The following is a 21,151-nucleotide window of genomic DNA, read 5'->3' as shown; positions in this document are numbered from 1 at the left end:
TTAGGCTGGTGCGCGTGAGCACGCCGACCCGGGTGTACATCGCCCGACTCGCCGGAGTCGCCGTCTTCGACCCGAACGGCGACCAGGTGGGCCGGGTACGCGACGCGGTCGCCCGGCTGCGGCCGGGTCAGCGCCCGCCCGAGGTGGTGGGTCTGGTCGCCGAGATGCCGATGCGGCGGCGCATCTTCCTCTCCATCAACCGGATCACCTCCATCGACGCCGACGCGGTCGTGCTGGGCAGCGGGACGTTGAACCTGCGCCGGTTCGAGAAGCGTCCGAACGAACTGCTGGTCCTCCAGGAGCTGCTTGACCGCCGGGTGCAGCTCACCCCGGACGGCCGGGCGGCGACGGTGGTGGACGTGGCGATGGAGTCGAGTCGCGGTGGCGAGTGGTCGCTGACCCGGGTGGCGGTCCGAGAGCAGACCGGCCGGCTCGCCCGACGGGGCAACCTTCAGCAGGTGGAGTGGGACAAGGTACGCGGCCTCAGCGGCGTCGCCGATACCCGGGGCACCGCGAACCTGCTGTCCGTACTTGAAGACATGCGCCCGGCCGACCTGGCCAACGCGTTGCAGGACCTGCCCGACACCCGGCGCAACGAGGTGGCCGCGGCCCTGGACGACGAGCGGCTCGCCGACGTGTTGAGCGAGCTGCCCGAGCACGACCAGGTCGAGATCCTCGCCGCGCTGGACCGGGAACGGGCGGCCGACATCCTTGAGGAGATGGACCCGGACGACGCCGCCGACCTGCTCGGTGAGCTGCCACCGCCGGAACAGGACGTGCTGCTCGACCTGATGGAGCCGGACGAGGCCGACTCGGTCCGGCAGCTGTTGAAGTACACCCCGGGCACGGCCGGCAGCGTGATGACCTCGGAGCCGGTGATCCTGCCACCCGACGCCACGGTGGCGGAGGCGCTCGCCCGGATCCGGGAGCCGCAGCTCTCCCCCGCGGTGGCCGCGCAGGTCTTCGTGACCCGGGCGCCGATGACCACGCCGACCGGCCGCTACCTGGGGATGGTCCACTTCCAGCGGCTACTGCGGGAGCCGCCGGCCGACCTGCTCGGCGGGGTGGTGGTGAACGACATCGACCCGTTGCGCCCGACCACGCCCCTACCGGAGATCACCCGCCGGATGGCCACCTACGATCTGGTGGCGATGCCGGTGATCGACCGGAACAATCGGTTGGTCGGTGCGGTCACCGTCGACGACGTCCTGGACCACTCGCTGCCCCGGGACTGGCGGGACCGCGATGCGGTGCTGAGCACGGCTTCCGACCCTACGACGGAGGGCACGGATGTCTGAGCAGCGGCGGGTGGAGCGGCTGGACCTGCCGCGCGAGCCCCGGGGGTTGAAGCTGCCCCGGGTCGACCAGGAGACCTTCGGCCGGTGGGCCGAGGGCATCGCCCGCGGCATGGGCACGGCGAACTTCATCGTCTACATGACGCTGGTCATCGGCGCCTGGTTCGCCTGGAACACCCTCGCCCCGACGGGCCTGCGCTTCGACCCGTACACCTTCACCTTCCTCACGCTGGTGTTGTCGATCCAGGCGTCGTACGCGGCTCCGCTGATCCTGCTGGCGCAGAACCGGCAGGCCGACCGCGACCGGGTGGCGCTGGACGAGGACCGCCGCCGGGCGACCATGCAGAAGGCCGACACGGAGTACCTGGCTCGGGAGATCGCCGCGTTGCGGATCGCGCTGGGTGAGGTGGCGACGCGCGACTTCGTCCGTTCGGAGCTGTCCCGGCTGGCCGAGGAGTTGGACGAAGCGGCGCAGCGTCGGCACCGGCTGGAGCGCCGGCAACGCGACGACGCCGCCGCGCGCGGGGGTGGCGAGGGGCTCGACGAGCCCCGCGACGAGCTGGACGGCGATCGTCCGGGTGACGGCCGCCGCGACACCGGCACCCCCCGCCGCCCGGAAAGCTGATCGAATCGCTCACAACCTGCGCTGCTGGCGCCGGTGACCGGACCGGGCCGACGTAACATTGCCGCCATGTCAGCTCCCGTCAGCACCGTCAACGACGCTGTTCTGGCCGCCCTGGCCACCGTCAACGACCCGGAGATCCGCCGGCCGATCACCGAACTCGGCATGGTGCGCTCCGCCGAGGTCGACGAGGACGGTGCGGTCCGGGTCGAGTTGCTGCTCACCGTGGCCGGCTGCCCGTTGAAGGACAAGCTGCGTACCGACATCACCGCCGCGGTGAGCGCGGTGAGCGGGGTCACCGGTGTCGAGATCGACTTCGGGGTGATGAGCCCCGAGCAGCGCCAGGAACTCCAGGCCAAGCTGCGGGGCGGTGGCGCCACCGAGGAGCCGGTCATCCCGTTCGCCCAGCCCGGCTCACGGACCCGGGTGTACGCGGTGGCCAGCGGCAAGGGTGGCGTGGGCAAGTCCAGCGTGACGGTGAACCTGGCCGCCGCACTGGCCGCCCGGGGCCTGTCGGTGGGCGTGGTGGACGCGGACATCTACGGGCACTCGGTGCCGCGGATGCTGGGCGCGGACGGCCGCCCGACCCGGGTCGAAGACATGATCATGCCGCCGCAGTCGCACGGCGTGAAGGTCATCTCGATCGGCATGTTCACCGCCGGCAACGCCGCCGTGGTGTGGCGCGGGCCGATGCTGCACCGGGCGTTGCAGCAGTTCCTCGCCGACGTCTACTGGGGTGACCTGGACGTCCTCCTGCTGGACCTGCCGCCGGGCACCGGCGACGTGGCCATCTCCCTGGCCCAGCTGCTGCCCAACGCCGAGATCCTGGTGGTCACCACGCCGCAGACCGCCGCCGCCGAGGTGGCCGAGCGAGCCGGCGCGATCGCCCTGCAGACCCACCAGCGGGTCGTCGGTGTGATCGAGAACATGTCCTGGCTGGAGCTGCCCGACGGGTCGCGGATGGAGGTCTTCGGGGCCGGCGGCGGGCAGACCGTGGCCGACTCGTTGACCCAGACCATCGGCGCGCAGGTCCCGTTGCTGGGTCAGGTGCCGCTCGACACCCGGGTCCGGGAGGCCGGCGACGAGGGGAACCCGATCGTGCTCGCCGCGCCGGACTCCCCGGCGGCGAAAGCCCTGGACCAGGTCGCCGACCGGCTCGCGGTGCGCCGCGAGTCGCTGCTCGGCAAGCCGCTGGGGCTCAAGCCGGCCGGCCGCTGACCCGTACCGAAGACCAGATCGTCGGCCACCTCCGGTTACGGGGGTGGCCGACGTCGTCGTAGCCGGACCTGGGCGCCGGGCCTCAGGTGACCTCGTCGTAGCTGGCCGTGCGCGGGGCCGGTGCCGCGCTGCCGGCCGACGACGTGGCGGTCGAGGCGGGACCGGGAGTACGCGGATCCGCCGCGGTGGCCACGTCCTTGATGTCCTTCTGCACGTTGCTGACGTCCGACCGGAGATCGTCGTACATGCCCTGCAGCGGCTTCCGGATCGCCTGCTCGTCCTCCTCGCTGAGCAGGTGCTTGCGGATGAACGCCTTGGGGTGCAGGTCCTCCAGCTGGATGTCGGTGCCGAGTTCCTTGCTCAGGTCGGTGGTGGCGTTGCGCGCCATCGCGCGCAGGTTGCGCACCATCCGCAGACCGTCGGAGATCACCGCGGGCAGCCGGTCACCGAAGATCAGCAGCGCCAGCAGCAGCAGCGCACCGACCTCCCACACGTTCAGGTTCTCGAACACCCTGGGGCCTCCTCACCGGCTACGCAGCAAGAGTACGCACGTCAGGGTCCGGTCAGAAGGGGGTACGAGGTCACTTCGCGTCCGCCGCGAGGGTCACCGAGGCATTCTGCCGGTCGGAGCCCCGGCGGTACTCGACGGTCACCACGGAACCCGGGGCGTACTTGCGGACCAGGGCGATCAGGTCGGTCGGCTCGGTCATCGGCCGGCCGTTGAGCCGCAGGATCACGTCACCGGCACGGAGCCCCGCCCCGGCCGCCGGCCCGGCCGGTTCGACCGCCGCGAGCCGTACGCCGGCGCCGTTGGTGTTGGAGCCGGGCCCGCCGACCTGGGCGCCGATCACCGTACGGCGGGCCTTGCCGGTGCCGATGATCTCCTGGGTGATCCGCTTGGCCTGGTTGATCGGGATGGCGAAGGCGAGACCGATGTTGCCGGCCTCCTGCCCGTCGGCCACCAGCGACTTGATGGTGGAGTTGACCCCGATCACCCGGCCGGCCGAGTCGACCAGTGGACCGCCCGAGTTGCCGTGGTTGACCGCGGCGTCGGTCTGGATGGCGGCGTAGTAGCGCGTCGGGCCGCCCGGCTCGCCGGCCTGCATCGTCCGGTCGAGGGCGCTGACGATGCCCGCGGTGACCGTGTTCGCCAGCGACAGTGGTGAACCGATGGCGAGCACCGGGTCGCCGACCGCCAGCGCGTCGGAGTCGCCGAACTCGACCGGACGCAGCCCGCCACGAGTGACTTTGATCACTGCGATGTCGGACTCCTCGTCCTGCCCGACCACCGTCGCCGCCGCCGTACTACCGTCGTTGAAGATCACCGAAGCCTTGCCGGTGCCGCCGGCCACCACGTGATCGTTCGTGATCACGTGGCCGTCGGCGCTGGCGACGAAGCCGGAGCCCTCGCTGGTGCCGCCCACCCCGGCCACCCGGACGGTGACCACGCTGGGCAGGACACGTTCCGCGACGCCGGCCAGCGACTCCGGCGGCCGTTGGGCGAGGGTGGGCACCGAACCCGGTGCGGCACCGAGCACCGGCCCGGCGGCGACACCGCTGCGCACGGCGAAGGCGTAGCCGAGCGCGCCGCCGAGCGTGCCGGCGAGCAGGGCCGCGATCAGGGGGATGAACAGCAGCTGGGGCAGCCTGGACCGCCCCGGCGCGTCCGGATCGCTGACCGGCTCCGGCTCGGTTCCCGGCATCGGCGCGGCCGGGATGACCACGGCCGTCGGCGCGTTCGGATCCCGCCACGGGTCGGCGAGCGCGTCGGACCACCACGGTGACGCGGCCGGCCGCCCGACCTGTTGCGCCGTCATCGGTGTGCCGGCCGGCGGCTGTCCGGGCCCCGGCTGTCCCGCCGGTACGCCGCTCGCGCCGGGCTGGCGCCAGTCCCAGCCGTCGGTCACTCGGTGCCTCCCAGTCCGTCCCCGGTATCCACGGTCCGCGAGGTGCGCCGCCGGACGTGCGGTCGACGGGATACCGCTTCCAGGATTGCACGGATGTGCCGTGCGGGGTCAGCGGTTGTCACTGCGGGTGGATGCCCGGCTGCGCCCGGCGCGGGCCGCCTCTAGAGTCACAGTGCCCACCCGCCTTGCGCTCCATGCTCGCTGCCCGGAGGTGTCCCATCGCCACGGTCGCCGGTTCCGGCAGTTCGGCGAACCCGGCTCTGCACTTCGCCGAGTCGTACGTCACGGAAGACCTCGTGCTGCGAACCGCGCGCAGCCTCGCCAACGAGGTCGGTCTCGACGCGGTCACCCCGGGTGCCGGCGCCGCGTTGCGCCTGCTCGCCGCCGCCGGCAACGCCCGGGCGGTGGTCGAGATCGGCACCGGCACCGGCGTCAGCGGCCTGTGGCTGCTGCGCGGCATGCGCACCGACGGCGTGCTCACCACCATCGACGTCGAGGTGGAGCACCAGCGGATCGCCCGCCGCATCTTCACCGAGGCCGGCTTCGTCGCCGGCCGGACGCGAATCATCACCGGTCGGGCGCTGGACGTGCTACCCCGGCTCGCGGACGGCGCGTACGACCTGGTCTTCGTCGACGCCGAGGCGACCGGCTTCACGGCCTGCGTGGACGCCGCGCTGCGGCTACTGCGGCAGGGCGGGGTGCTGGTGCTCAACGGCGCGCTCGCCGGGGGGCGGATCGGCGACCCGGCGGCGCGCGACGCAGACACGGTGACCGTGCGCGAGACGGTCAAGGCCATCCGCGAGTCGGAGCACTGGGTGCCGGCCCTGTTGCCGGTCGGCCACGGCCTGCTGGCCGCGGTCCGCTGCTGAACCCCGGTCAGGAGAGCGTGCCCAGCCAGCGCAGCAGGCCGCGTACGCCCCAGCCGGTCGCGCCGCGGGTCAGCTCGGCGTCGTCCCGGTCGGACCAGGACGGCGCCGACATGTCGATGTGCAGCCAGCGCTCGCGCAGGTCGCCGGTGAACTCGCGCAGGTAGAGCGCGGCCAGCACGGATCCGGCGCCCTGGGTCGGCGCACTGTGCAGGTCGGCCACGTCGCTGCCGAGATGCTCGACGTAGTCGGCCGGCAGCGGCATCCGCCAGGCGGACTCACCGGCCGTCTCGATCGCCGCCAGCAGGTCCGCGGCGAGCTGGTCGTCGTCGCTGTAGAGGGCGCCGGTACGGCTGCCGAGCGCGACCGCGTTCGCCCCGGTCAGGGTCGCCAGGTCGATCAGCAGGTCGGGCTTGAGTTCCTGCACCGCGTACGCCATCGCGTCGGCGAGCACCAGCCGACCCTCGGCGTCGGAGTTGGTGGTCTCGCTGGTCAGCCCGCCGTAGTGCCGGACGATGTCACCGGGCCGGAACGCGGCACCACTGACCATGTTCTCGGCGAGCGGCGCGAGCGTGGTGATCCGGACCGGCAACCGCAGCGCCGCGGCGCCGAGGGTCGCCGCGACCACCGCTGCCGCACCGGCCATGTCCTTGCGCATCAGCTTCATCGCCGGCACCGGCTTGATCGAGATGCCGCCGGTGTCGAAGGTGATGCCCTTGCCGACCAGGACCACGTGGGTCCGGGCGTCGGCCGGTTGCCAGTCCAGCTCGACCAGGCGGGGGCCGCTGGCCGAGCCGCCGCCCACCGCGAGGATCCCGCCGAAACCCTCGGCGGCCAGCTGCTCCGGCTCGCGTACCCGGATCCGGAGTCCGGGCAGTTCGGCGGCGGCCTCGGCGACCTGGTCGGCGAACCACTGCGGGTTCTTGACCGACGAGGGGGTGTTGGTCAGGTCGCGGGCCAGCCGGGTCATCCGGGCGGTCGTCCGGGCCACCTCGACCACCGGCTGGTACGCGTCCGGGTCGGTGACGGCGAGGTCCACCCCGACCAGCGCGGGAGCATCGGGATCGGCGCCCAGCCGGAACCGGTACGAGCCGAGCAGCAGCCCCTCGACCAGGCCGCGAACCGTCTCCGGGGACACCCCGGCCGGCAGCGCGAATGTGATATGCGTCTCATCCCGTGCGGCTCGGAACAGCGCGGCTCCGGCCGCCCGCCCCGCCGCCTCGTCGCCGCCACCCAGGCCGACCAGCAGCAACCGGGCCGGAGTACGCCCCGGCCGCAGGTGTCCGCGCACCTCGCCGGTCCGGCCCTTCGACCGGGCCAGCGGCACCAGCGCCGCCGCCTCGTCGGCCACTCCTTCGGGCAGTTGCACCCCGGTCGGGACCGGCTGCGCCGGTGCGTCGTCGGTGGCGCCCGGCCGCACGGGTAGGGCCAGGGTGTCGAGCCGGTCCGGCTCGGCGGTCAGACGGATGGCGAGCACGCGGCGCCGTACCTCCTGAGGAAGATCGCGGGTCCAGGACCGCGATAAATGATCGTGAAGGCCCTGAGCCACCGGGTGGACCGGTGGCTCAGGGCCAGGGCCGACACGAAACCGTCCGCGGCGGCGAGCGTCGCCGACGGAACCGGCCTGATCAGCCGGCGGCCGCCTTCAGCGCGTCACCGAGCGCCGTCGCCTCGTCGGGAGTCATCTCGACGACGAGCCGGCCACCGCCCTCCAGCGGGACCCGCATGACGATGCCCCGGCCCTCCTTGGTGACTTCCAGCGGACCGTCGCCCGTCCGCGGCTTCATCGCCGCCATGTTGTCTCCCCTCAGACCTACACCAGGGTCGGTGGGTTGCCCCACAGCCACTTCGCCATGACCACCCGCAACTTGCACGGGGGGTGTCGACCAACGATTTTCCCTGATGAACACCGCCGGACCCAAACCGAAGCAGCATTGATGTAACAGCATCTAGCTTATCCCGAGAAGGCCTGTCACAATGTGCGGTCATGCAGGCACGGTCGGCACTATTCGACCTGTACGGCGACCACCTCCGGCCCCGGGGTGGCCGGGCACCGGTCGCCGCCCTGGTCAAGCTCCTGGCACCGCTCGGGATAGCCCCGCCGGCGGTGCGTACGGCGGTGTCCCGGATGGTGCGACAGGGCTGGCTCGAACCGGTCAAACTGACCTCCGGACCGGGCTACTCGATCACACCGAAGGCCGCCCGCCGACTGGACGAGGCCGCCTCCCGGATCTACCGCACCGGCCGGGTCAGCTGGGACGGCCGATTCGACCTGCTGGTGCTCGACGCCCCGGCCGCCCGGCGGGACCGCCAGCGCCTCTCCGCCAACCTGCGCTACCTCGGTTACGGCACCCTCGACGAGCAGACCTGGGTGGCCACCCGGCCCGGCGAGGACGTCGACCTGCTGCTGGACGAGGCGGGCGTACGCTTCGAGCGGTTCAGCGCCGCGCACGCCGCCGGCACCCCCGGCGCCATGGGTCTGGTCCGCCGGGCCTGGGACCTGGCCGAGATCGGCCGCGCCTACGAGCAGTTCGTCGCCGACCAACGCGCGCTGCTGACCGGGATCACCGCACGCAGCTGCGACGAGGACGCGTACGCGGCCCGGTTCCGGCTGGTGCACGCGTGGCGTACGTTCCTCTTCCGGGATCCGCAGCTGCCGCCGGCGCTGCTGCCCGAACGCTGGCCGGGTACCGCCGCGGCCAGCTTCTTCGACCGGCACGCGGCCCGGCTCCGGCCAGCCGCCGACCGGTACGTCGAGCAGTGCCTCGACGGTGGTAACCGGATAGTCCGACCGAAGGAACGCCAGACGTGACCGAGCCGCTGCTCGTCGACCGCACCGACGCCGTCGCCACCCTGACCCTGAACCGCCCGACCGCGCTGAACGCGTTGGACGTGGCGCTCAAGGAGGCGCTGCGGGACACCCTCGCCGAGTTGGAGGCCGACCGCGGCTGCCGGGCGATCGTGCTCGCCGGTGCCGGCGGGTCGTTCTGCGCCGGTCAGGACCTGCGCGAGCACGTGGCCATCCTGGAGTCGGGTGCCAGCAACCCGTTGACCACCGTCCAGGCGCACTACAACCCGATCGCGGCCCGGCTGGCCAACCTGCCCAAGCCGGTGGTGGCCGCGGTACGCGGGATGGCCGCCGGGGCCGGCGCCTCGCTGGCCTTCCTGGCCGACATCCGCATCGGTGGGCCGTCGACCAGCTTCCTGATGGCCTTCGCCAAGGTCGGGCTGGCCGCCGACACCGGCGCCTCCTGGACGCTGCCCCGGCTGGTCGGCCACGCCAAGGCCGTCGAGCTGTTGATGCTGGCCGAGCCGGTACGCGCCGAAGAGGCGCACCGCCTGGGGCTGCTCAACCGGCTGGTGGACGACGACGAGGGCGTCCTGCCGGCCGCGCAGGAACTCGCCGCCCGGCTCGCCGCCGGCCCGACCGTGGCGTACGGGGCGATCAAGCGGCAGCTCTCGGTCGCCGACGCCGGCACCCTGGCCGACGCCCTGGCCGCCGAGGCGCAGGCGCAGTCGATCTGCGGGCGCACCGCCGACCACCGGGCCGCCACGTTGGCCTTCGTCAACAAGCAGAAGCCGGTCTTCGAGGGTCGCTGAGACTCTCGACCCGGGTCGCCAGCTGCCGCCCGACTCGGACGGGCGGGACTCGCCCCGGGGTGCCACGGGCCGACGACCAGTCGCTCATCGACCGCCCCCGCGCGCGCTCGACCGACGGTCAGTCGTCCTCTTCCGGATCCTGGTTGGCCTCGGCGCCGAGCACGAAGGCCTGCATCGCCAACTCGTCACCGGAGGGCGAGACGAAGGCCGGCAGCTCGCGCGGGCCCAACTCCTGCACGTAGGCCCAGAACAGCCGGACCGCCTCGGCCGGGGACTCGGCCTCGATCGGCAGGTCCAGGCTGACCAGCCAGGTTCGCCGCTGCGGCGGCGGAGGAAGCCGGTCGACCAGCTCGCGGAACGTCACCGGGTCGAGCGGGCTCACCGGGCCGTCGAGGGGCAGCCCCTCCGCCGGCACCGGCTCGTCGAAGGCACGCCGGGTGTAACGCACCACAAGTGCCTCGGGCTGCCGGTCGGACTGCGGGTCGTCCGGGTCCTCCGGGTGCGGGACCGTCGGCGCGGCGACCCGGCCCAGCGCCACCAGCCGGGGTGGCTCGTCGGCGAACACCGCGACCTGGTCGTGGGGGCGCGGCAGCACGGGCACCTCGCCCAGCCCGGTCAGCTCCAGCGTGTCGTGGTGGACGAGCCGCTCGGCGTCGTACCGGCCGGCGGGCAACAGCACGGCCCAGGTACCGGTGCCGTCAAGGTGGGTCGCCCCGTTCAGCCGGTGTGCGGTTTCGGTCGTCATGTCGCTATCCCATCACGGCCGTTTCGGTCGTGACGACGTGGCAGCCCGCCAGGTGGTCGTCGACCATCCCGGTGGCCTGCATCAGCGCGTACGCGGTGGTCGGACCGACGAACCGGAAGCCGTGCCGCTTGAGTGCCTTGGCCATCGCCGTGGAGGTGTCGGTGCGCGCCGGCACCTCGCCGAAGACGGTCGGCCGGACCCGACCGGCCGGCGGGGCGAACGACCAGAGCAGCTCGGAGAGGCCCGTCGGCAGCTCCAACGCGGCCCGGGCGTTGGCGATCGCCGCCTCGATCTTCGCCCGGTTCCGGACGATGCCGGCGTCGGCGAGCAGCCGCTCCACCTCCGCCTCGCCGTAGCCGGCGACCGCCTCGATCCGGAAGTCGTCGAAGGCGACCCGGAACGCCGGCCGCTTGCGCAGGATGGTCAACCAGGACAACCCGGACTGGAACGCCTCCAGCGTCATCCGCTCGTAGAGCTCGTCGTCACCGTGCAGCGGACGGCCCCACTCGGTGTCGTGGTAGACGGCGTAGTCGGGGGTGCTCGCTCCCCAGGCGCAGCGGGCCCGCCCGTCTGCACCGATCACCAAGTCAGTCACGGGACCAAGGCTAGGCGGGTGGTCCGACAGCGGCCGTTCGCCTCGCGGCGCTCCGGGGCGCCGCACCGATCAGGGCAGCTGCCCCTGCTCGACCTGCCGGGCGAAGCGGCGCAGCGCCCGGGTGAGGCCGAACTTGGAGCCCGGCCAGAGCACCGGCCAGGCCACCCGACCGGCCGGGCCACCGGGCAGGTGGAACCACTCGTGCCAGACCACCTGGCTGCGGCCACCCGCCAACGGGGTGCAGCGCAGCACGCCCGGCCCGCGCAGCAGCGTGCCGCAGTGCACCACGCCGATCTCGTACGGTGCGTCCACCCGGACCACCCGCATCCGGTCCCGCAGCACGGTCGGGCCGAGCGTGGTGACCGCCTCGACCAGGCTGCCCTCGCCGCCGTCCCCCTCGACCACGCGCACCGTGGTGAACGGGATCCACTCGGACTGCCGCTCCCAGGCCAGCAGGGCCGCGAAGACCTGCTCCGCCGGTGCGTCGACGATCACGGTGGCGGTGACCTCACCGGCACCACGCCGGGCCGCCTCGCGCAGGTCGTCCGGCGCGTCCGGGTCGATCACGCCGACTCCGAGCGCACCACGGACGGTCCCAGCTCGGCCTCCGCCGGCTCGCCCAACTCGATGGTCGCCGCGCCGGTGGACTCCGTACCCGCGTCGCCGACCGGGCCGATCGCCTGGCCGGCCGACTGCTCGCGGGCCTGCCGCAGGGCGTCGGCCTCGTCGGTGCGGCCCTCGCGCAACGCGGTCACCTCCGCCTCCAGTACGCCGATCAACTCGGTCTTGTAGCCGATGTCGTAGGCCGCCCGGCGCATCGCCTGGTCGACCTGGGCCATCCGGTACCCGCGCAGCGCGGTGTCGAAGCGCACCTCGCCCACGTCGGTCTCCCGCAGCGGTCGGTCGCCGGGCAGCGGCACCGCCCGGCCGTCCGCCTCGACCGGTGTCAGGCCGGGATCCCGGCCGGTGACCAGCACGGTCACGCCGAACACCACCGCCGCGACGGCGACCGCCACGACCACCACGAGCAGAAGCTGACCCATGCACTGATCGTGGCACGCCGAGCGGAGCGGAGCGACCCCACCCGGCGCGCCGTACCGGACGGGAACCGGTCGCCGCCGACCGGATAGCGTCACGGTGGCCGGCGGCGGGATCCCGACGGCGGGTACGGCGTGGTGGAGGAGGCGGGGTGACCGGGGTGCTGCGGCTCGGTGGACGGCGGTTCGGCCCCGACGAGCTGGTGGTGATGGCGATCGTCAACCGCACGCCGGACTCGTTCTTCGACCGGGGTGCGACCTTCGCCGCCGACAGCGCCCTGCGGGCCGTGGAGCGGGCGGTGGCCGAGGGCGCGGAGATCGTCGACATCGGCGGGGTGAAGGCCGGGCCGGGTGCCGAGGTGGACGTCGCCGAGGAGATCCGCCGGACGGTCGGCACCATCGCCGCCGTCCGGGCCGCCTTCCCGGAGGTGGTGATCTCGATCGACACCTGGCGGGCCGAGGTCGCGGTGGAGGCCGTGTCGGCCGGCGCGGACCTGCTCAACGACACCTGGTCGGGGGCGGATCCGGCGGTCGCCGAGGTCGCCGCGCGGACCGGCGCGGGTCTGGTCTGCTCGCACGCGGGCGGGCTCAGCCCGCGCACCCGGCCGCACCGGGCCGCCTTCGACGACGTGGTGGCCGACGTGCTGACGACGGTGACCGGGCTCGCCGAACGCGCGGTGTCGCTGGGGGTACGCCCGGACGGGATCCTGATCGACCCGGCGCACGACTTCGGCAAGAACACCCGGCACTCGCTGGAGATCACCCGGCGGCTCGGCGAGCTGTCCGGCACCGGCTGGCCGCTGCTGGTCGCCCTGTCGAACAAGGACTTCATCGGCGAGACGCTGGACCTGCCGGTCACCGAGCGGTTGGAGGGGACGCTGGCCGCCACGGCGGTCTCCGCCTGGCTGGGCGCCCGGGTCTTCCGGGCACACCAGGTGCGACAGACCCGCCGGGTGCTGGACATGGTGGCCGCCATCCAGGGCACCCGCCCGCCGGCGCTCAGCCGGCGCGGTCTGGCCTGACCGGGCCGGTCAGGTCCAGTTCAGGATCTTGCGGCGCCAGGCGTAGAACAGCCCGAGGGCGAGGACCGCCACGAAGATCGCCATCTCCACGACGGTGACCAACCCGAACCCGGGCCGGTCGAAGATCACCGCCCAGGGGAAGAGGAACACCGCCTCGACCGCGAAGAGCACGTAGAGATACGCATAGACGTAGTAGCGGATCTGCATCTGCGCCCAGTCGCCGCCGACCGGGTCGACGCCGCACTCGTAGTTGGCGCGCTTGCCGGGCGGGTCCGCCGGGCGGGCCGGCCGCAGCACCCGGTTGGCCGAGAACGCGACGACCAGGAAGAGGACGCTGGCGAGCAGCAACAGCCCGAGCGTCGCGTACGAGCCCAGGTAACCGGTCACGGTCGATCAGCCTACCGTCGGTCGGCGCTGATCGGGGCCGGGCGGTGGTCGGCCGGACGGCGGTGATCTGGATTACCCGAGCGGCCCGAAACGCCGCAAGAGGTGACATAAAACCCACGATTCGTTCCCAGTCGGCGGACCTCCTGGGAAAGCACGAGGGTGATTCGACGTAGGCTCTCGGTGAGGACGACGCGCCGGGCCGCGGCGCGCAGCGAAGCGAGGTGCGGGCGTGACCAAGCAGATCCGCCAACTGGACCGAGTGGTCATCCGATTCGCCGGCGACTCCGGTGACGGCATGCAGCTCACCGGTGACCGGTTCACCTCGGAGACCGCCCAGTTGGGCAACGACATCTCCACGTTGCCCAACTTCCCCGCCGAGATCCGGGCTCCCGCCGGCACCCTGCCCGGCGTGTCGAGCTTCCAGGTGCACTTCGCCGACTACGACATCCTCACCCCGGGCGACGCGCCCAACGTACTGGTCGCGATGAATCCCGCAGCGCTCAAGGCGAACCTCGCGGACCTGCCCCGCGGCGCGGACATCATCGTCAACACCGACGAGTTCACCCGGCGCAACCTGGCCAAGGTCGGGTACGCGAGCAGCCCGCTCGACGACGACACGCTCGACGGGTACGCGGTACACCCGGTGGCGCTGACCTCGATGACCATCGGCGCGCTGGCCGAACTCGACGTCTCCAAGAAGGACGCCGAGCGGGCCAAGAACATGTTCGCCCTGGGCCTGCTCAGCTGGATGTACTCCCGGCCGTACTCCTCGACGCTGCGGTTCCTGGAGCGCAAGTTCGCCAAGCGCCCCGAGTTGGTCGCGGCCAACGTGGCAGCCTTCAAGGCCGGCTGGAACTTCGGCGAGACCACCGAGGACTTCGCCGTCCGGTACGAGGTCAAGCCGGCCAAGATGCCGCCGGGCACCTACCGCAACATCACCGGCAACGCCGCGCTGTCGCTGGGCCTGGTCGCCGCCGGGGTCCGCTCCGGCCTGCCGGTCTTCCTCGGCGCCTACCCGATCACCCCGGCCTCGGACATCCTGCACGAGCTGAGCAAGCACAAGCGGTTCGGTGTGACCACGATGCAGGCCGAGGACGAGATCGCCGCGATCGGCGCGGCGCTGGGCGCGTCGTACGGCGGTGCGCTCGGCATCACCACCACCAGCGGCCCGGGTGTGGCACTCAAGGGCGAGACCATCTCGCTCGCGGTGGCGCTGGAACTGCCGCTGGTCATCGTCGACGTGCAGCGGGCCGGGCCGTCCACCGGCATGCCGACCAAGACCGAGCAGGCCGACCTGAACATGGCGCTGTTCGGCCGGCACGGCGAGGCGCCGGTGGCGGTGATCGCCCCGAAGTCGCCGTCGGACTGCTTCCACGCGGCGCTGGAGGCGGCCCGGATCGCGCTGACCTACCGCACGCCGGTGATCCTGCTGTCGGACAACTACGTCGCCAACGGCTCCGAGCCGTGGCTGCTGCCGGACGTGGAGTCGCTGCCGGACCTGCGGGTCGAGTTCGCCACCGCGCCCAACGGCGAGGACGGCACGACCTTCCTGCCGTACCTACGCGACCCGCAGACCCTGGCCCGGCCGTGGGCCGTTCCGGGCACCCCGGGGCTGGAGCACCGCATCGGTGGGCTGGAGAAGGCCGACAAGACCGGCGACATCTCGTACGACCCGGCGAACCACGACTTCATGGTGCGGACCCGGGCGGCCCGGATCGAGGCGATCGACGTACCCGACCTCGAGGTGGAGGATCCGGACGGCGACGCCCGGGTGCTGGTGCTCGGCTGGGGCTCGACGTACGGCCCGATCGGCGCCGCCTGCCGGGCCCTGCGCCAACGCGGCCTGCCGGTGGCCCAGGCACACCTGCGCCACCTCGCCCCGATGCCGGCGAACCTGGGCACGGTGCTGGCCTCCTACGACCGGGTGGTCATCCCGGAGATGAACCTCGGCCAGCTGGCCCACGTGATCCGGGCCCGCTACCTGGTCGACGCGATCGGCTACAACCAGGTCCGCGGCCTGCCGTTCACCGCCGCCGAGCTGGAGACGATGCTGGAAGAGGTCCTGAAGAATGTCTGAGCCCGTCGCCCTCAAGCTCACCGCCAAGGACTTCAAGTCCGACCAGGAGGTGCGCTGGTGCCCCGGCTGCGGCGACTACGCGATCCTCGCCGCCGTCCAGCAGTTCATGCCGGAGCTGAACATCCCCCGAGAGAACATCGTCTTCGTCTCGGGCATCGGCTGCTCGTCGCGTTTCCCGTACTACATGAACACCTACGGGATGCACTCCATCCACGGCCGCGCCCCGGCGATCGCCACCGGCCTGTCGGTCTCCCGCCCGGATCTGTCGGTGTGGGTGGTCACCGGTGACGGTGACGCGCTCTCCATCGGCGGAAACCACCTGATCCACGCGCTGCGCCGCAACGTCAACCTCAAGATCCTGCTGTTCAACAACCGGATCTACGGCCTGACGAAGGGCCAGTACTCCCCGACCTCCGAGGTCGGCAAGATCACCAAGTCGACCCCGGCCGGCTCGGCGGACGCGCCGTTCAACCCGCTCTCGCTGGCGCTGGGCGCGGAGGCCACCTTCGTCGGCCGGACCATCGACTCGGACCGCAAGCACCTCCAGTCGGTGCTGCGCGCCGCCGCCGAGCACGAGGGCTCGGCGTTCGTGGAGATCTACCAGAACTGCAACATCTTCAACGACGGGGCGTTCGACCAGCTCAAGGAGCCGGGCATCCGGGACGACCACCTGATCCGGCTGGAGCACGGCCAGCCGATCACCTTCGGCAAGGACGGGCAGTTCTGCGTCGTGCACCCGCCGGGTGGCTTCGGCCTGGAGGTCCGCGACACCGCGGCCACCCCGGCCGAGGAGATCGTCGTGCACGACGCGACCGTCGCGGATCCCGCGTACGCCTTCGCGCTGTCCCGGCTGCCCGGGTTCGACCTGCGCAACACCCCGATCGGGGTGTTCCGGTCGGTGCGCCGGCCGTCCTACGACAGCGTGGTGCAGGCCCAGGTGGCCGACGCCAAGGCGAAGGTCACCGAGACCCCCGAGCAGCAGCTCGCCGACCTGCTGGGCAGCGGCGACACCTGGACCATCGTCGGCTGACGACCGACCGTACGCCGAAGGGGCGGGCCGTTCCGTACCGGAGCGGCCCGCCCCTTGCGCGTGTGGTCAGACGACCGCCGGCGCCCACAGTTCGTCGATGGACCGCTCGGCCGCCGCGAGACTCTCCTCGTGCAGCGGGATCAGCTCGGCCATGGCGGGCACGGCCGGGGCAAGCGTCAGTTCGGCGGCGATGAAGCGCGGCGCCAGGCCGGTCACGGACAGGACGTGCGCCAGCCAGGGCTCGGCGTGGTCCCAGCCCTCGCGCGGGGTACCGGCGCCGTAGCCGCCGCCCCGGGAGGCCAGCACGACGAACTCGCGCTCGCCGAGCAGCCCGGCACCGGTTGCCGGGTCGTGCGACAGGCCGGGCGCGATGAGCAGGTCGACCCAGCTCTTCACGCTGCTCGGCGCGCCGTAGTTGTAGAGCGGCAGGCCGAGCAGCACGGTGTCGGCCCGCTTCACCTCGGCCACCAGCTCCTCGGTCAGCTCCCAGGAGCGGCGCTGTTCCGGGGTGTGCTGGTCGGGTGGGGTCATCCGGGCCAGGCCGCTCGCCTCGTCGACGTGCGGCAGCGGCTGCCTGCCGAGGTCACGCCGGGTGACCGTGCCGCCCGGGTGAGCCGCGAGCCAGGCAGCGGCGGCGCGGGCGGTGAGTCGGCGGCTGACCGAGTGCTCGCCGCGGATGCTGGAGTCGATGTGCAGCAGGTGAGACATTGGCTAACCCTCCATAGATGGTTTGTTTAGCACCAACTATTTATAGCAAGACTATGTTTCCCTCGGCGGGTAAAGTGGGTCACATGCCTACCGGGCCGGGCGAGCAGGCAGCGCACACCGCGCAGACGGAGCGCCGCAGCGGCGCCCTGCTCGAACACCTCGCCCGCCGGATGCGACTGCGGTCGGAATCGGTACTGGCGCCGCTCGGCCTGCGCCCCCGGCACCTGGTCACGCTCACCGTCCTGCGCGACGCCGACGGCATCAGCCAGCAGGGGCTCGCCAGCACCCTCCAGCTCGACAGCACCAACGTGGTCGGCCTGCTCAACGGCCTGGAGGCGGACGGCCTCATCGAGCGACGACGCGCACCCGAGGACCGCCGCCGGCACGTGGTACGGCTCACCGAGGCCGGCGCGGCTCGTCTCAACGAAGCCGAATGCGCGCTGGCCACCGTCGAGGACGAGGTGTTCGGCGCGTTGGACGAGACCGAGCGCGCCACCCTGTACGACCTGCTCCGCCGGGCGACCAGCGAGTCCTCGACGACCTGCGTCGAGGCGATCTGCGCCGCAGAGGTGCCGCCGGAAGCCTGCTGACCGCGGCCGGTTCGGGGCGAGCGGTGGCGGCAGACCTCGCCGGTCGACGGCCGGAAGCGCACCGCGAAGGCCCGGTAGCGCGCCGCGAGGTCAGGGCAGCGTGTTCGCCGTCGGCCGGTCGTCGCGTACGTGCACCAGCATGTCGCCGGTCTCCACCACCGCACCGGCCCGGTCCGCGAGGGTGACCACCTTCCCCCGCCGCACCAACGCGATGACCAGCGTGTCCAGCTCACGCGGATTCCGGCCGACCTCGTGCCGCTCGGCCGACCGCATGGCCAGCGCCATGCCCTGACCCGGCGTCAGCAGATCCTCCACCACGTCGATCAGCGGCGGAGCCGAGGTCGACAGGCCCAGCAACCGACCGGCGGTGGCCGAGGAGACGATCACGTGGTGGGCGCCGCTCTGCTTGAGCAGCGGCGCGTTCTCCGCCTCCCGGGCGGCGGCGATGATGCGGACCTGACCGGCGGTGAGCTGGCGGACGGTCAGCGCCACCAGCACCGACGCGTCGTCGCTGTCGGTCGCGATGATCACCGCCTTGGCGGTACGCACATGCGCCTGGTTGAGCACCGAGGAGCGGGTCGCCGAACCCTCGATCGCGACCAACCCGTTCGAGGTGGCCTGCCGCAACGCCGACGCGCTGCGCTCCACCACCACGATCCGGGACTTGTCCAGCCCGTTCTCCTGTAGCGCGGAGATCGCGCTGCGGCCCTTGGTGCCGTAGCCGCAGATGATGACGTGGTCCTTCAATTTCCTCTCCCACCGGTGCAGGCGGCGACCGGTCCGGTACTGCTCGGTCAGTACCTCCAGCGTGGTACCGACCAGGATGATCAGGAACAGCACCCGCGCCGGGGTGATGAACAGGACGTTGACCAGCCGGGCACCCTGGGTGGCCGGCACGATGTCGCCGTACCCGGTGGTCGACAGCGAGACCACCGCGTAGTAGAAGCAGTCCAACAGGGTCAGCCCGTCACCGTTGATGTCGCGATACTGGTCCCGTTCGAGGTAGACCACCGCGACCACGGCGAGCACCAGCCCGACGGCGGCAGCCAACCGCAGGCTCAGCGCGCTGAGCGGGCCACGCCGCTGCGCGGGAAAGTGGATCACCGCGGAACCTGCCCCGCCGCCGTCGCCTGCACGCCCACAACATAGCCCCTGCCGGGGGATCCGCACGGCGAGGCGGCCCGGGCAGGGACGACGGAACCCGACGGTAGCGGGCATGATGGTGACGTCAGGCGCCGGACCGACGAGAGTGAGGCCCGCATGTCGTTGTTGCGACGGGTGATCGGTGCCGTGCTGCGCCGGGAGCGTCAGCGCCAGGGCCGCACGCTTCGGGAGGTGGCCCAGGCCGCCGGGGTCTCCGTGCCCTACCTTTCCGAGGTCGAGCGGGGACGCAAGGAAGCGTCGTCCGAGGTGCTGGCGGCGGTCTGCCGCGCCCTCGACCTCTACCTCTCCGACCTGCTGGAGGCGGTCCGCGACGAACTGCGCCGGGTCGAACGCCGGATCCCGTCCGCACCCCGGAACGGTCACCTCTCGGCCCCCCGGCACGCCGGCTCGCCGGTCATTCCGCCCCGTCCCGCCGCCGGTGGCGCCCGGCATCCGGTCGCCCGGCTCGGCGGCGCCCGGGCCGCGACCGGGCTGCCCACCGACGGGCTCGGCGGGGTCGGGCTCGGCGTACCGGTCGGCAGGGTCACGCCGGCCGGTGCGGTCACCGGCGGTCTGCGGATCGTGGTCTTCGACGACCTCCCCGCCCGCTTCGACGGCCCGTCCGGCAGCCAGCCCGTCCACCGGGTCACCGGGTTCGCCGCCCCCGACGCACGCCTGGTCGCGCGCAGTCCGTTGCCGCGTGCGGCCTCGGGCGGCAGGTCCGCCATGAGCGCGGTGCGCAGGCCCCGCCGGCCGCGGCCCGCCGGCATCGCGCGGGTGACCCACCCGCCACGGGACCTCGCCAGAGACTAGCGCTGCCGAGCGGCCACCCAGGTCAGGGCAGAGCGACGTACGGATGCTCCGCCCCCTCCCGACGGGTGTAGAGGGACCAGTAGTGCTCGGCGATGGTGTCCGGCTGAGTCTCCGGGCCGCCCTGCCCGATCCAGGTCGACAGCGGGACGTGGGCGACGTGGACGCCGTCGCCGGCAACGGCGGCATGTAGAGAGAGGGCGTAGGTGCGCAGGGCACCGGCACCGATGGCGATGCTGGCGAACGCGGGACGCATACCGGGGTTCGCGGATGTGCCGCCCGTGGTGAAGATGATGGTGCCGCTGCCCCGTTCGGTCATGCCGGGCAGCACCTGCTGCACCGCGGCGATACCACCACCCAGGTAGAAGTCCAGTTGCGGCAGGACATCCGCCAGGGTGACCTCGGTCGCGGTGACCGGCCGCAGCCGCGGGTCGCCGGGCGCGCTGGGTGAGAAGCTGAGCACCTCGACCGGCCCGAATCGCGCGGTGATGCCCGCGAAGCCGGCACCGAGTGCCCGGGTGTCCGTGGCGTCGGCCGCGAAGCCGGCCGCGTCGATGCCGTCCTTGCCGAGTTCCTCGGCCAGTTCGTCGACGTTGGCCTGGGTGCGGGAGACGAGTGCGACGGCGAACCCCTCTCGGCCGAAGCGCCTGGCAATGGAGAGGCCGAGGCCAGAACCGGCTCCGACGATGGCGATGGTGGGCATGGGTCTCCTTGAGATGAGGTGGGCCGAGCCGGCCAACGGTAGCAGTTAAGTGGACGAGACCTTCCACTTCTGGTTAATGTGACCTGCATGACGTCATCGTCCGAACCCTCCGGCCACGGCAGGTCCGGCCTCCGTGCCGACGCGGAGCGCAACCGGCAGCGCATTGTCGCGGCAGCCCGGGACACCTTCGCCGACCTCGGCATCGAGGCGCCGATGGACGAGATCGCCCGGCGCGCCGGGGTGGGCGTCGGCACCCTCTACCGCCGTTACCCGACCCGCGCCGACCTCATCGCCGCCGCCTTCGAGGCCAAGATGACCGCGTACGCCGACGCTGCGCGGGAGGCACTGGCCGACCCGGACGCGTGGCGCGGTTTCTGTGACTACGTCCAACGGATCTGCGCGATGCAGGCCGGCGACCGGGGCTTCACCACCGTGCTGACCATGACCTTCCCAACGGCCAGACGCCTACAGGCCGACCGTGATCGGGCGTACGCCGACTTCACGGCCCTGGTCGAGCGCGCCAAGAACGCCGGGCGACTCCGGGCGGACTTCGCCACCGAGGACATGCCGATGTTCCTCATGGCGAATGCCGGAGTATTGACCGCCACCGCCGACGCCGCCCCGGAAACCTGGCGCCGCCTGGTCGGCTATCTCCTCCAAGCCTGCGCGGCCCCGGGCACGGAGCCACTGCCCGCCCCGCCCACTCCCCGACAGATGTACCGCGCCCTACTGCGGTCGACCCGCCGGCAACACGATCGGTGAGCCTGCTGGTACGACGGCGCCCCCCCGGCGCGGA

General features: G+C 72.4%; 24 protein-coding genes. 12 read left to right on the top strand and 12 right to left on the bottom strand.

The window, feature by feature from the left end; translation table 11 throughout:
• Positions 1-14: 14 nt before the first annotated feature.
• The 3 genes from D2L64_RS26015 (at position 15) to D2L64_RS26005 (ending at position 3,135) form a co-directional block, all read left to right on the top strand.
• A complete protein-coding gene (locus D2L64_RS26015) occupies positions 15-1,298 on the top strand; it encodes a magnesium transporter MgtE N-terminal domain-containing protein (protein ID WP_119579844.1) in 1,284 nt (427 codons plus the stop codon).
• Complete coding sequence (locus D2L64_RS26010) at positions 1,291-1,920, top strand: DUF1003 domain-containing protein (protein WP_119579837.1); 630 nt, start codon at positions 1,291-1,293, stop codon at positions 1,918-1,920. The genes D2L64_RS26015 and D2L64_RS26010 overlap by 8 nt, the downstream gene beginning before the upstream one ends.
• Positions 1,921-1,986: 66 nt before the next feature.
• Positions 1,987-3,135 carry an Mrp/NBP35 family ATP-binding protein gene (locus D2L64_RS26005; protein WP_119579836.1) on the top strand — a complete coding sequence of 383 codons (1,149 nt, stop codon included), beginning with the start codon at positions 1,987-1,989 and terminating at the stop codon, positions 3,133-3,135.
• Positions 3,136-3,217: 82 nt separating this feature from the next.
• Here D2L64_RS26005 and D2L64_RS26000 read toward each other — a convergent pair whose 3' ends face one another.
• Both D2L64_RS26000 and D2L64_RS25995 read right to left on the bottom strand, forming a co-directional pair.
• Positions 3,218-3,646, bottom strand: coding sequence for a Sec-independent protein translocase family protein (locus D2L64_RS26000; protein WP_119579835.1), 429 nt, complete (start codon positions 3,644-3,646; stop codon positions 3,218-3,220).
• Between the two features lie 70 nt (positions 3,647-3,716).
• On the bottom strand, positions 3,717-4,952 hold the full coding sequence (locus tag D2L64_RS25995; RefSeq protein ID WP_199714789.1) for a S1C family serine protease: 1,236 nt from the start codon (positions 4,950-4,952) through the stop codon (positions 3,717-3,719).
• A 350-nt stretch (positions 4,953-5,302) separates the two neighbouring features.
• Here D2L64_RS25995 and D2L64_RS25990 point away from each other — a divergent pair, with 350 nt between their 5' ends.
• Positions 5,303-5,911 (top strand): O-methyltransferase, encoded by a 609-nt coding sequence (locus D2L64_RS25990; protein WP_199714787.1) that lies wholly within the window; start codon positions 5,303-5,305, stop codon positions 5,909-5,911.
• A gap of 7 nt (positions 5,912-5,918) precedes the next feature.
• Here the strand turns inward: D2L64_RS25990 and D2L64_RS25985 are convergent, their stop codons facing one another.
• Positions 5,919-7,385: a leucyl aminopeptidase family protein gene (locus D2L64_RS25985; RefSeq protein WP_119579833.1), complete on the bottom strand. Its 1,467-nt coding sequence runs from the start codon at positions 7,383-7,385 to the stop codon at positions 5,919-5,921.
• Positions 7,386-7,536: 151 nt separating this feature from the next.
• Positions 7,537-7,704 carry a DUF3117 domain-containing protein gene (locus tag D2L64_RS25980; protein ID WP_013283866.1) on the bottom strand — a complete coding sequence of 56 codons (168 nt, stop codon included), beginning with the start codon at positions 7,702-7,704 and terminating at the stop codon, positions 7,537-7,539.
• Between the two features lie 191 nt (positions 7,705-7,895).
• On the opposite strand from D2L64_RS25980, the gene D2L64_RS25975 reads away from it, so the two are divergent.
• Both D2L64_RS25975 and D2L64_RS25970 read left to right on the top strand, forming a co-directional pair.
• Positions 7,896-8,720: a PaaX family transcriptional regulator gene (locus D2L64_RS25975; protein WP_119579832.1), complete on the top strand. Its 825-nt coding sequence runs from the start codon at positions 7,896-7,898 to the stop codon at positions 8,718-8,720.
• Complete coding sequence (locus D2L64_RS25970; protein WP_119579831.1) at positions 8,717-9,508, top strand: enoyl-CoA hydratase-related protein; 792 nt, start codon at positions 8,717-8,719, stop codon at positions 9,506-9,508. Before D2L64_RS25975 ends, D2L64_RS25970 begins: the two co-directional genes overlap by 4 nt.
• Positions 9,509-9,626: 118 nt before the next feature.
• On the opposite strand, the gene D2L64_RS25965 is transcribed toward D2L64_RS25970, so the two are convergent.
• The 4 genes from D2L64_RS25965 to D2L64_RS25950 all read right to left on the bottom strand — a co-directional run bounded on the left by D2L64_RS25965 (position 9,627) and on the right by D2L64_RS25950 (position 11,891).
• Complete coding sequence (locus tag D2L64_RS25965; protein WP_119579830.1) at positions 9,627-10,253, bottom strand: hypothetical protein; 627 nt, start codon at positions 10,251-10,253, stop codon at positions 9,627-9,629.
• Between the two features lie 4 nt (positions 10,254-10,257).
• Positions 10,258-10,848 carry a DNA-3-methyladenine glycosylase I gene (locus D2L64_RS25960; protein WP_119579829.1) on the bottom strand — a complete coding sequence of 197 codons (591 nt, stop codon included), beginning with the start codon at positions 10,846-10,848 and terminating at the stop codon, positions 10,258-10,260.
• Positions 10,849-10,917: 69 nt separating this feature from the next.
• Complete coding sequence (locus D2L64_RS25955; RefSeq protein WP_119579828.1) at positions 10,918-11,415, bottom strand: SRPBCC family protein; 498 nt, start codon at positions 11,413-11,415, stop codon at positions 10,918-10,920.
• Positions 11,412-11,891 carry a DivIVA domain-containing protein gene (locus tag D2L64_RS25950; protein ID WP_119579827.1) on the bottom strand — a complete coding sequence of 160 codons (480 nt, stop codon included), beginning with the start codon at positions 11,889-11,891 and terminating at the stop codon, positions 11,412-11,414. The genes D2L64_RS25955 and D2L64_RS25950 overlap by 4 nt, the downstream gene beginning before the upstream one ends.
• 146 nt (positions 11,892-12,037) lie before the next feature.
• Here D2L64_RS25950 and folP point away from each other — a divergent pair, with 146 nt between their 5' ends.
• Positions 12,038-12,907, top strand: coding sequence for a dihydropteroate synthase (folP, locus tag D2L64_RS25945; RefSeq protein ID WP_119579826.1), 870 nt, complete (start codon positions 12,038-12,040; stop codon positions 12,905-12,907).
• 9 nt (positions 12,908-12,916) lie between these two features.
• Here folP and D2L64_RS25940 read toward each other — a convergent pair whose 3' ends face one another.
• A complete protein-coding gene (locus D2L64_RS25940; RefSeq protein WP_119579825.1) occupies positions 12,917-13,294 on the bottom strand; it encodes an NADH-quinone oxidoreductase subunit A in 378 nt (125 codons plus the stop codon).
• A gap of 229 nt (positions 13,295-13,523) precedes the next feature.
• Between D2L64_RS25940 and D2L64_RS25935 the strand changes: the two genes are divergently transcribed.
• Positions 13,524-15,371: a 2-oxoacid:acceptor oxidoreductase subunit alpha gene (locus D2L64_RS25935; RefSeq protein ID WP_119579824.1), complete on the top strand. Its 1,848-nt coding sequence runs from the start codon at positions 13,524-13,526 to the stop codon at positions 15,369-15,371.
• Positions 15,364-16,401 carry a 2-oxoacid:ferredoxin oxidoreductase subunit beta gene (locus D2L64_RS25930; RefSeq protein WP_119579823.1) on the top strand — a complete coding sequence of 346 codons (1,038 nt, stop codon included), beginning with the start codon at positions 15,364-15,366 and terminating at the stop codon, positions 16,399-16,401. The genes D2L64_RS25935 and D2L64_RS25930 overlap by 8 nt, the downstream gene beginning before the upstream one ends.
• Positions 16,402-16,467: 66 nt before the next feature.
• On the opposite strand, the gene D2L64_RS25925 is transcribed toward D2L64_RS25930, so the two are convergent.
• Positions 16,468-17,109, bottom strand: coding sequence for an FMN-dependent NADH-azoreductase (locus D2L64_RS25925; protein ID WP_119579822.1), 642 nt, complete (start codon positions 17,107-17,109; stop codon positions 16,468-16,470).
• Between the two features lie 83 nt (positions 17,110-17,192).
• On the opposite strand from D2L64_RS25925, the gene D2L64_RS25920 reads away from it, so the two are divergent.
• Positions 17,193-17,699: a MarR family winged helix-turn-helix transcriptional regulator gene (locus D2L64_RS25920; RefSeq protein WP_233559153.1), complete on the top strand. Its 507-nt coding sequence runs from the start codon at positions 17,193-17,195 to the stop codon at positions 17,697-17,699.
• 90 nt (positions 17,700-17,789) lie between these two features.
• On the opposite strand, the gene D2L64_RS25915 is transcribed toward D2L64_RS25920, so the two are convergent.
• Entirely contained in the window at positions 17,790-18,803 is a 1,014-nt protein-coding gene (locus D2L64_RS25915; protein WP_119579820.1) for a potassium channel family protein, read from the bottom strand.
• Positions 18,804-18,959: 156 nt separating this feature from the next.
• Here D2L64_RS25915 and D2L64_RS28115 point away from each other — a divergent pair, with 156 nt between their 5' ends.
• Positions 18,960-19,655, top strand: coding sequence for a helix-turn-helix domain-containing protein (locus D2L64_RS28115; protein WP_233559152.1), 696 nt, complete (start codon positions 18,960-18,962; stop codon positions 19,653-19,655).
• Positions 19,656-19,677: 22 nt separating this feature from the next.
• Here the strand turns inward: D2L64_RS28115 and D2L64_RS25905 are convergent, their stop codons facing one another.
• Positions 19,678-20,355, bottom strand: coding sequence for an SDR family NAD(P)-dependent oxidoreductase (locus D2L64_RS25905; protein WP_119579819.1), 678 nt, complete (start codon positions 20,353-20,355; stop codon positions 19,678-19,680).
• An 87-nt stretch (positions 20,356-20,442) separates the two neighbouring features.
• Here D2L64_RS25905 and D2L64_RS25900 point away from each other — a divergent pair, with 87 nt between their 5' ends.
• A complete protein-coding gene (locus D2L64_RS25900) occupies positions 20,443-21,117 on the top strand; it encodes a TetR/AcrR family transcriptional regulator (protein WP_119579818.1) in 675 nt (224 codons plus the stop codon).
• The last annotated feature ends 34 nt before the right edge of the window (positions 21,118-21,151 follow it).

This window comes from Micromonospora radicis (assembly GCF_003583405.1).
In the GTDB taxonomy this organism is placed as follows: Bacteria; Actinomycetota; Actinomycetes; order Mycobacteriales; family Micromonosporaceae; genus Micromonospora; species Micromonospora radicis.
Note: the sequence above shows the minus strand (reverse complement) of the source record. Positions and strands in the feature narration are given on the sequence as shown.

Bases quoted from the DNA above. Each gene is read 5' to 3' on its own strand.
- D2L64_RS26010 (WP_119579837.1), top strand. From the start codon at position 1,291: ATGTCTGAGCAGCGGCGGGTGGAGCGGCTGGACCTGCCGCGCGAGCCC.
- D2L64_RS26005 (WP_119579836.1), top strand. From the start codon at position 1,987: ATGTCAGCTCCCGTCAGCACCGTCAACGACGCTGTTCTGGCCGCCCTG.
- D2L64_RS25995 (WP_199714789.1), bottom strand. From the start codon at position 4,952: ATGACGGCGCAACAGGTCGGGCGGCCGGCCGCGTCACCGTGGTGGTCC.
- D2L64_RS25980 (WP_013283866.1), bottom strand. From the start codon at position 7,704: ATGGCGGCGATGAAGCCGCGGACGGGCGACGGTCCGCTGGAAGTCACC.
- D2L64_RS25975 (WP_119579832.1), top strand. From the start codon at position 7,896: ATGCAGGCACGGTCGGCACTATTCGACCTGTACGGCGACCACCTCCGG.
- D2L64_RS25965 (WP_119579830.1), bottom strand. From the start codon at position 10,253: ATGACGACCGAAACCGCACACCGGCTGAACGGGGCGACCCACCTTGAC.
- D2L64_RS25950 (WP_119579827.1), bottom strand. From the start codon at position 11,891: ATGGGTCAGCTTCTGCTCGTGGTGGTCGTGGCGGTCGCCGTCGCGGCG.
- D2L64_RS25930 (WP_119579823.1), top strand. From the start codon at position 15,364: ATGTCTGAGCCCGTCGCCCTCAAGCTCACCGCCAAGGACTTCAAGTCC.
- D2L64_RS25925 (WP_119579822.1), bottom strand. From the start codon at position 17,109: ATGTCTCACCTGCTGCACATCGACTCCAGCATCCGCGGCGAGCACTCG.
- D2L64_RS25920 (WP_233559153.1), top strand. From the start codon at position 17,193: ATGCCTACCGGGCCGGGCGAGCAGGCAGCGCACACCGCGCAGACGGAG.
- D2L64_RS28115 (WP_233559152.1), top strand. From the start codon at position 18,960: ATGTCGTTGTTGCGACGGGTGATCGGTGCCGTGCTGCGCCGGGAGCGT.
- D2L64_RS25905 (WP_119579819.1), bottom strand. From the start codon at position 20,355: ATGCCCACCATCGCCATCGTCGGAGCCGGTTCTGGCCTCGGCCTCTCC.
- D2L64_RS25900 (WP_119579818.1), top strand. From the start codon at position 20,443: ATGACGTCATCGTCCGAACCCTCCGGCCACGGCAGGTCCGGCCTCCGT.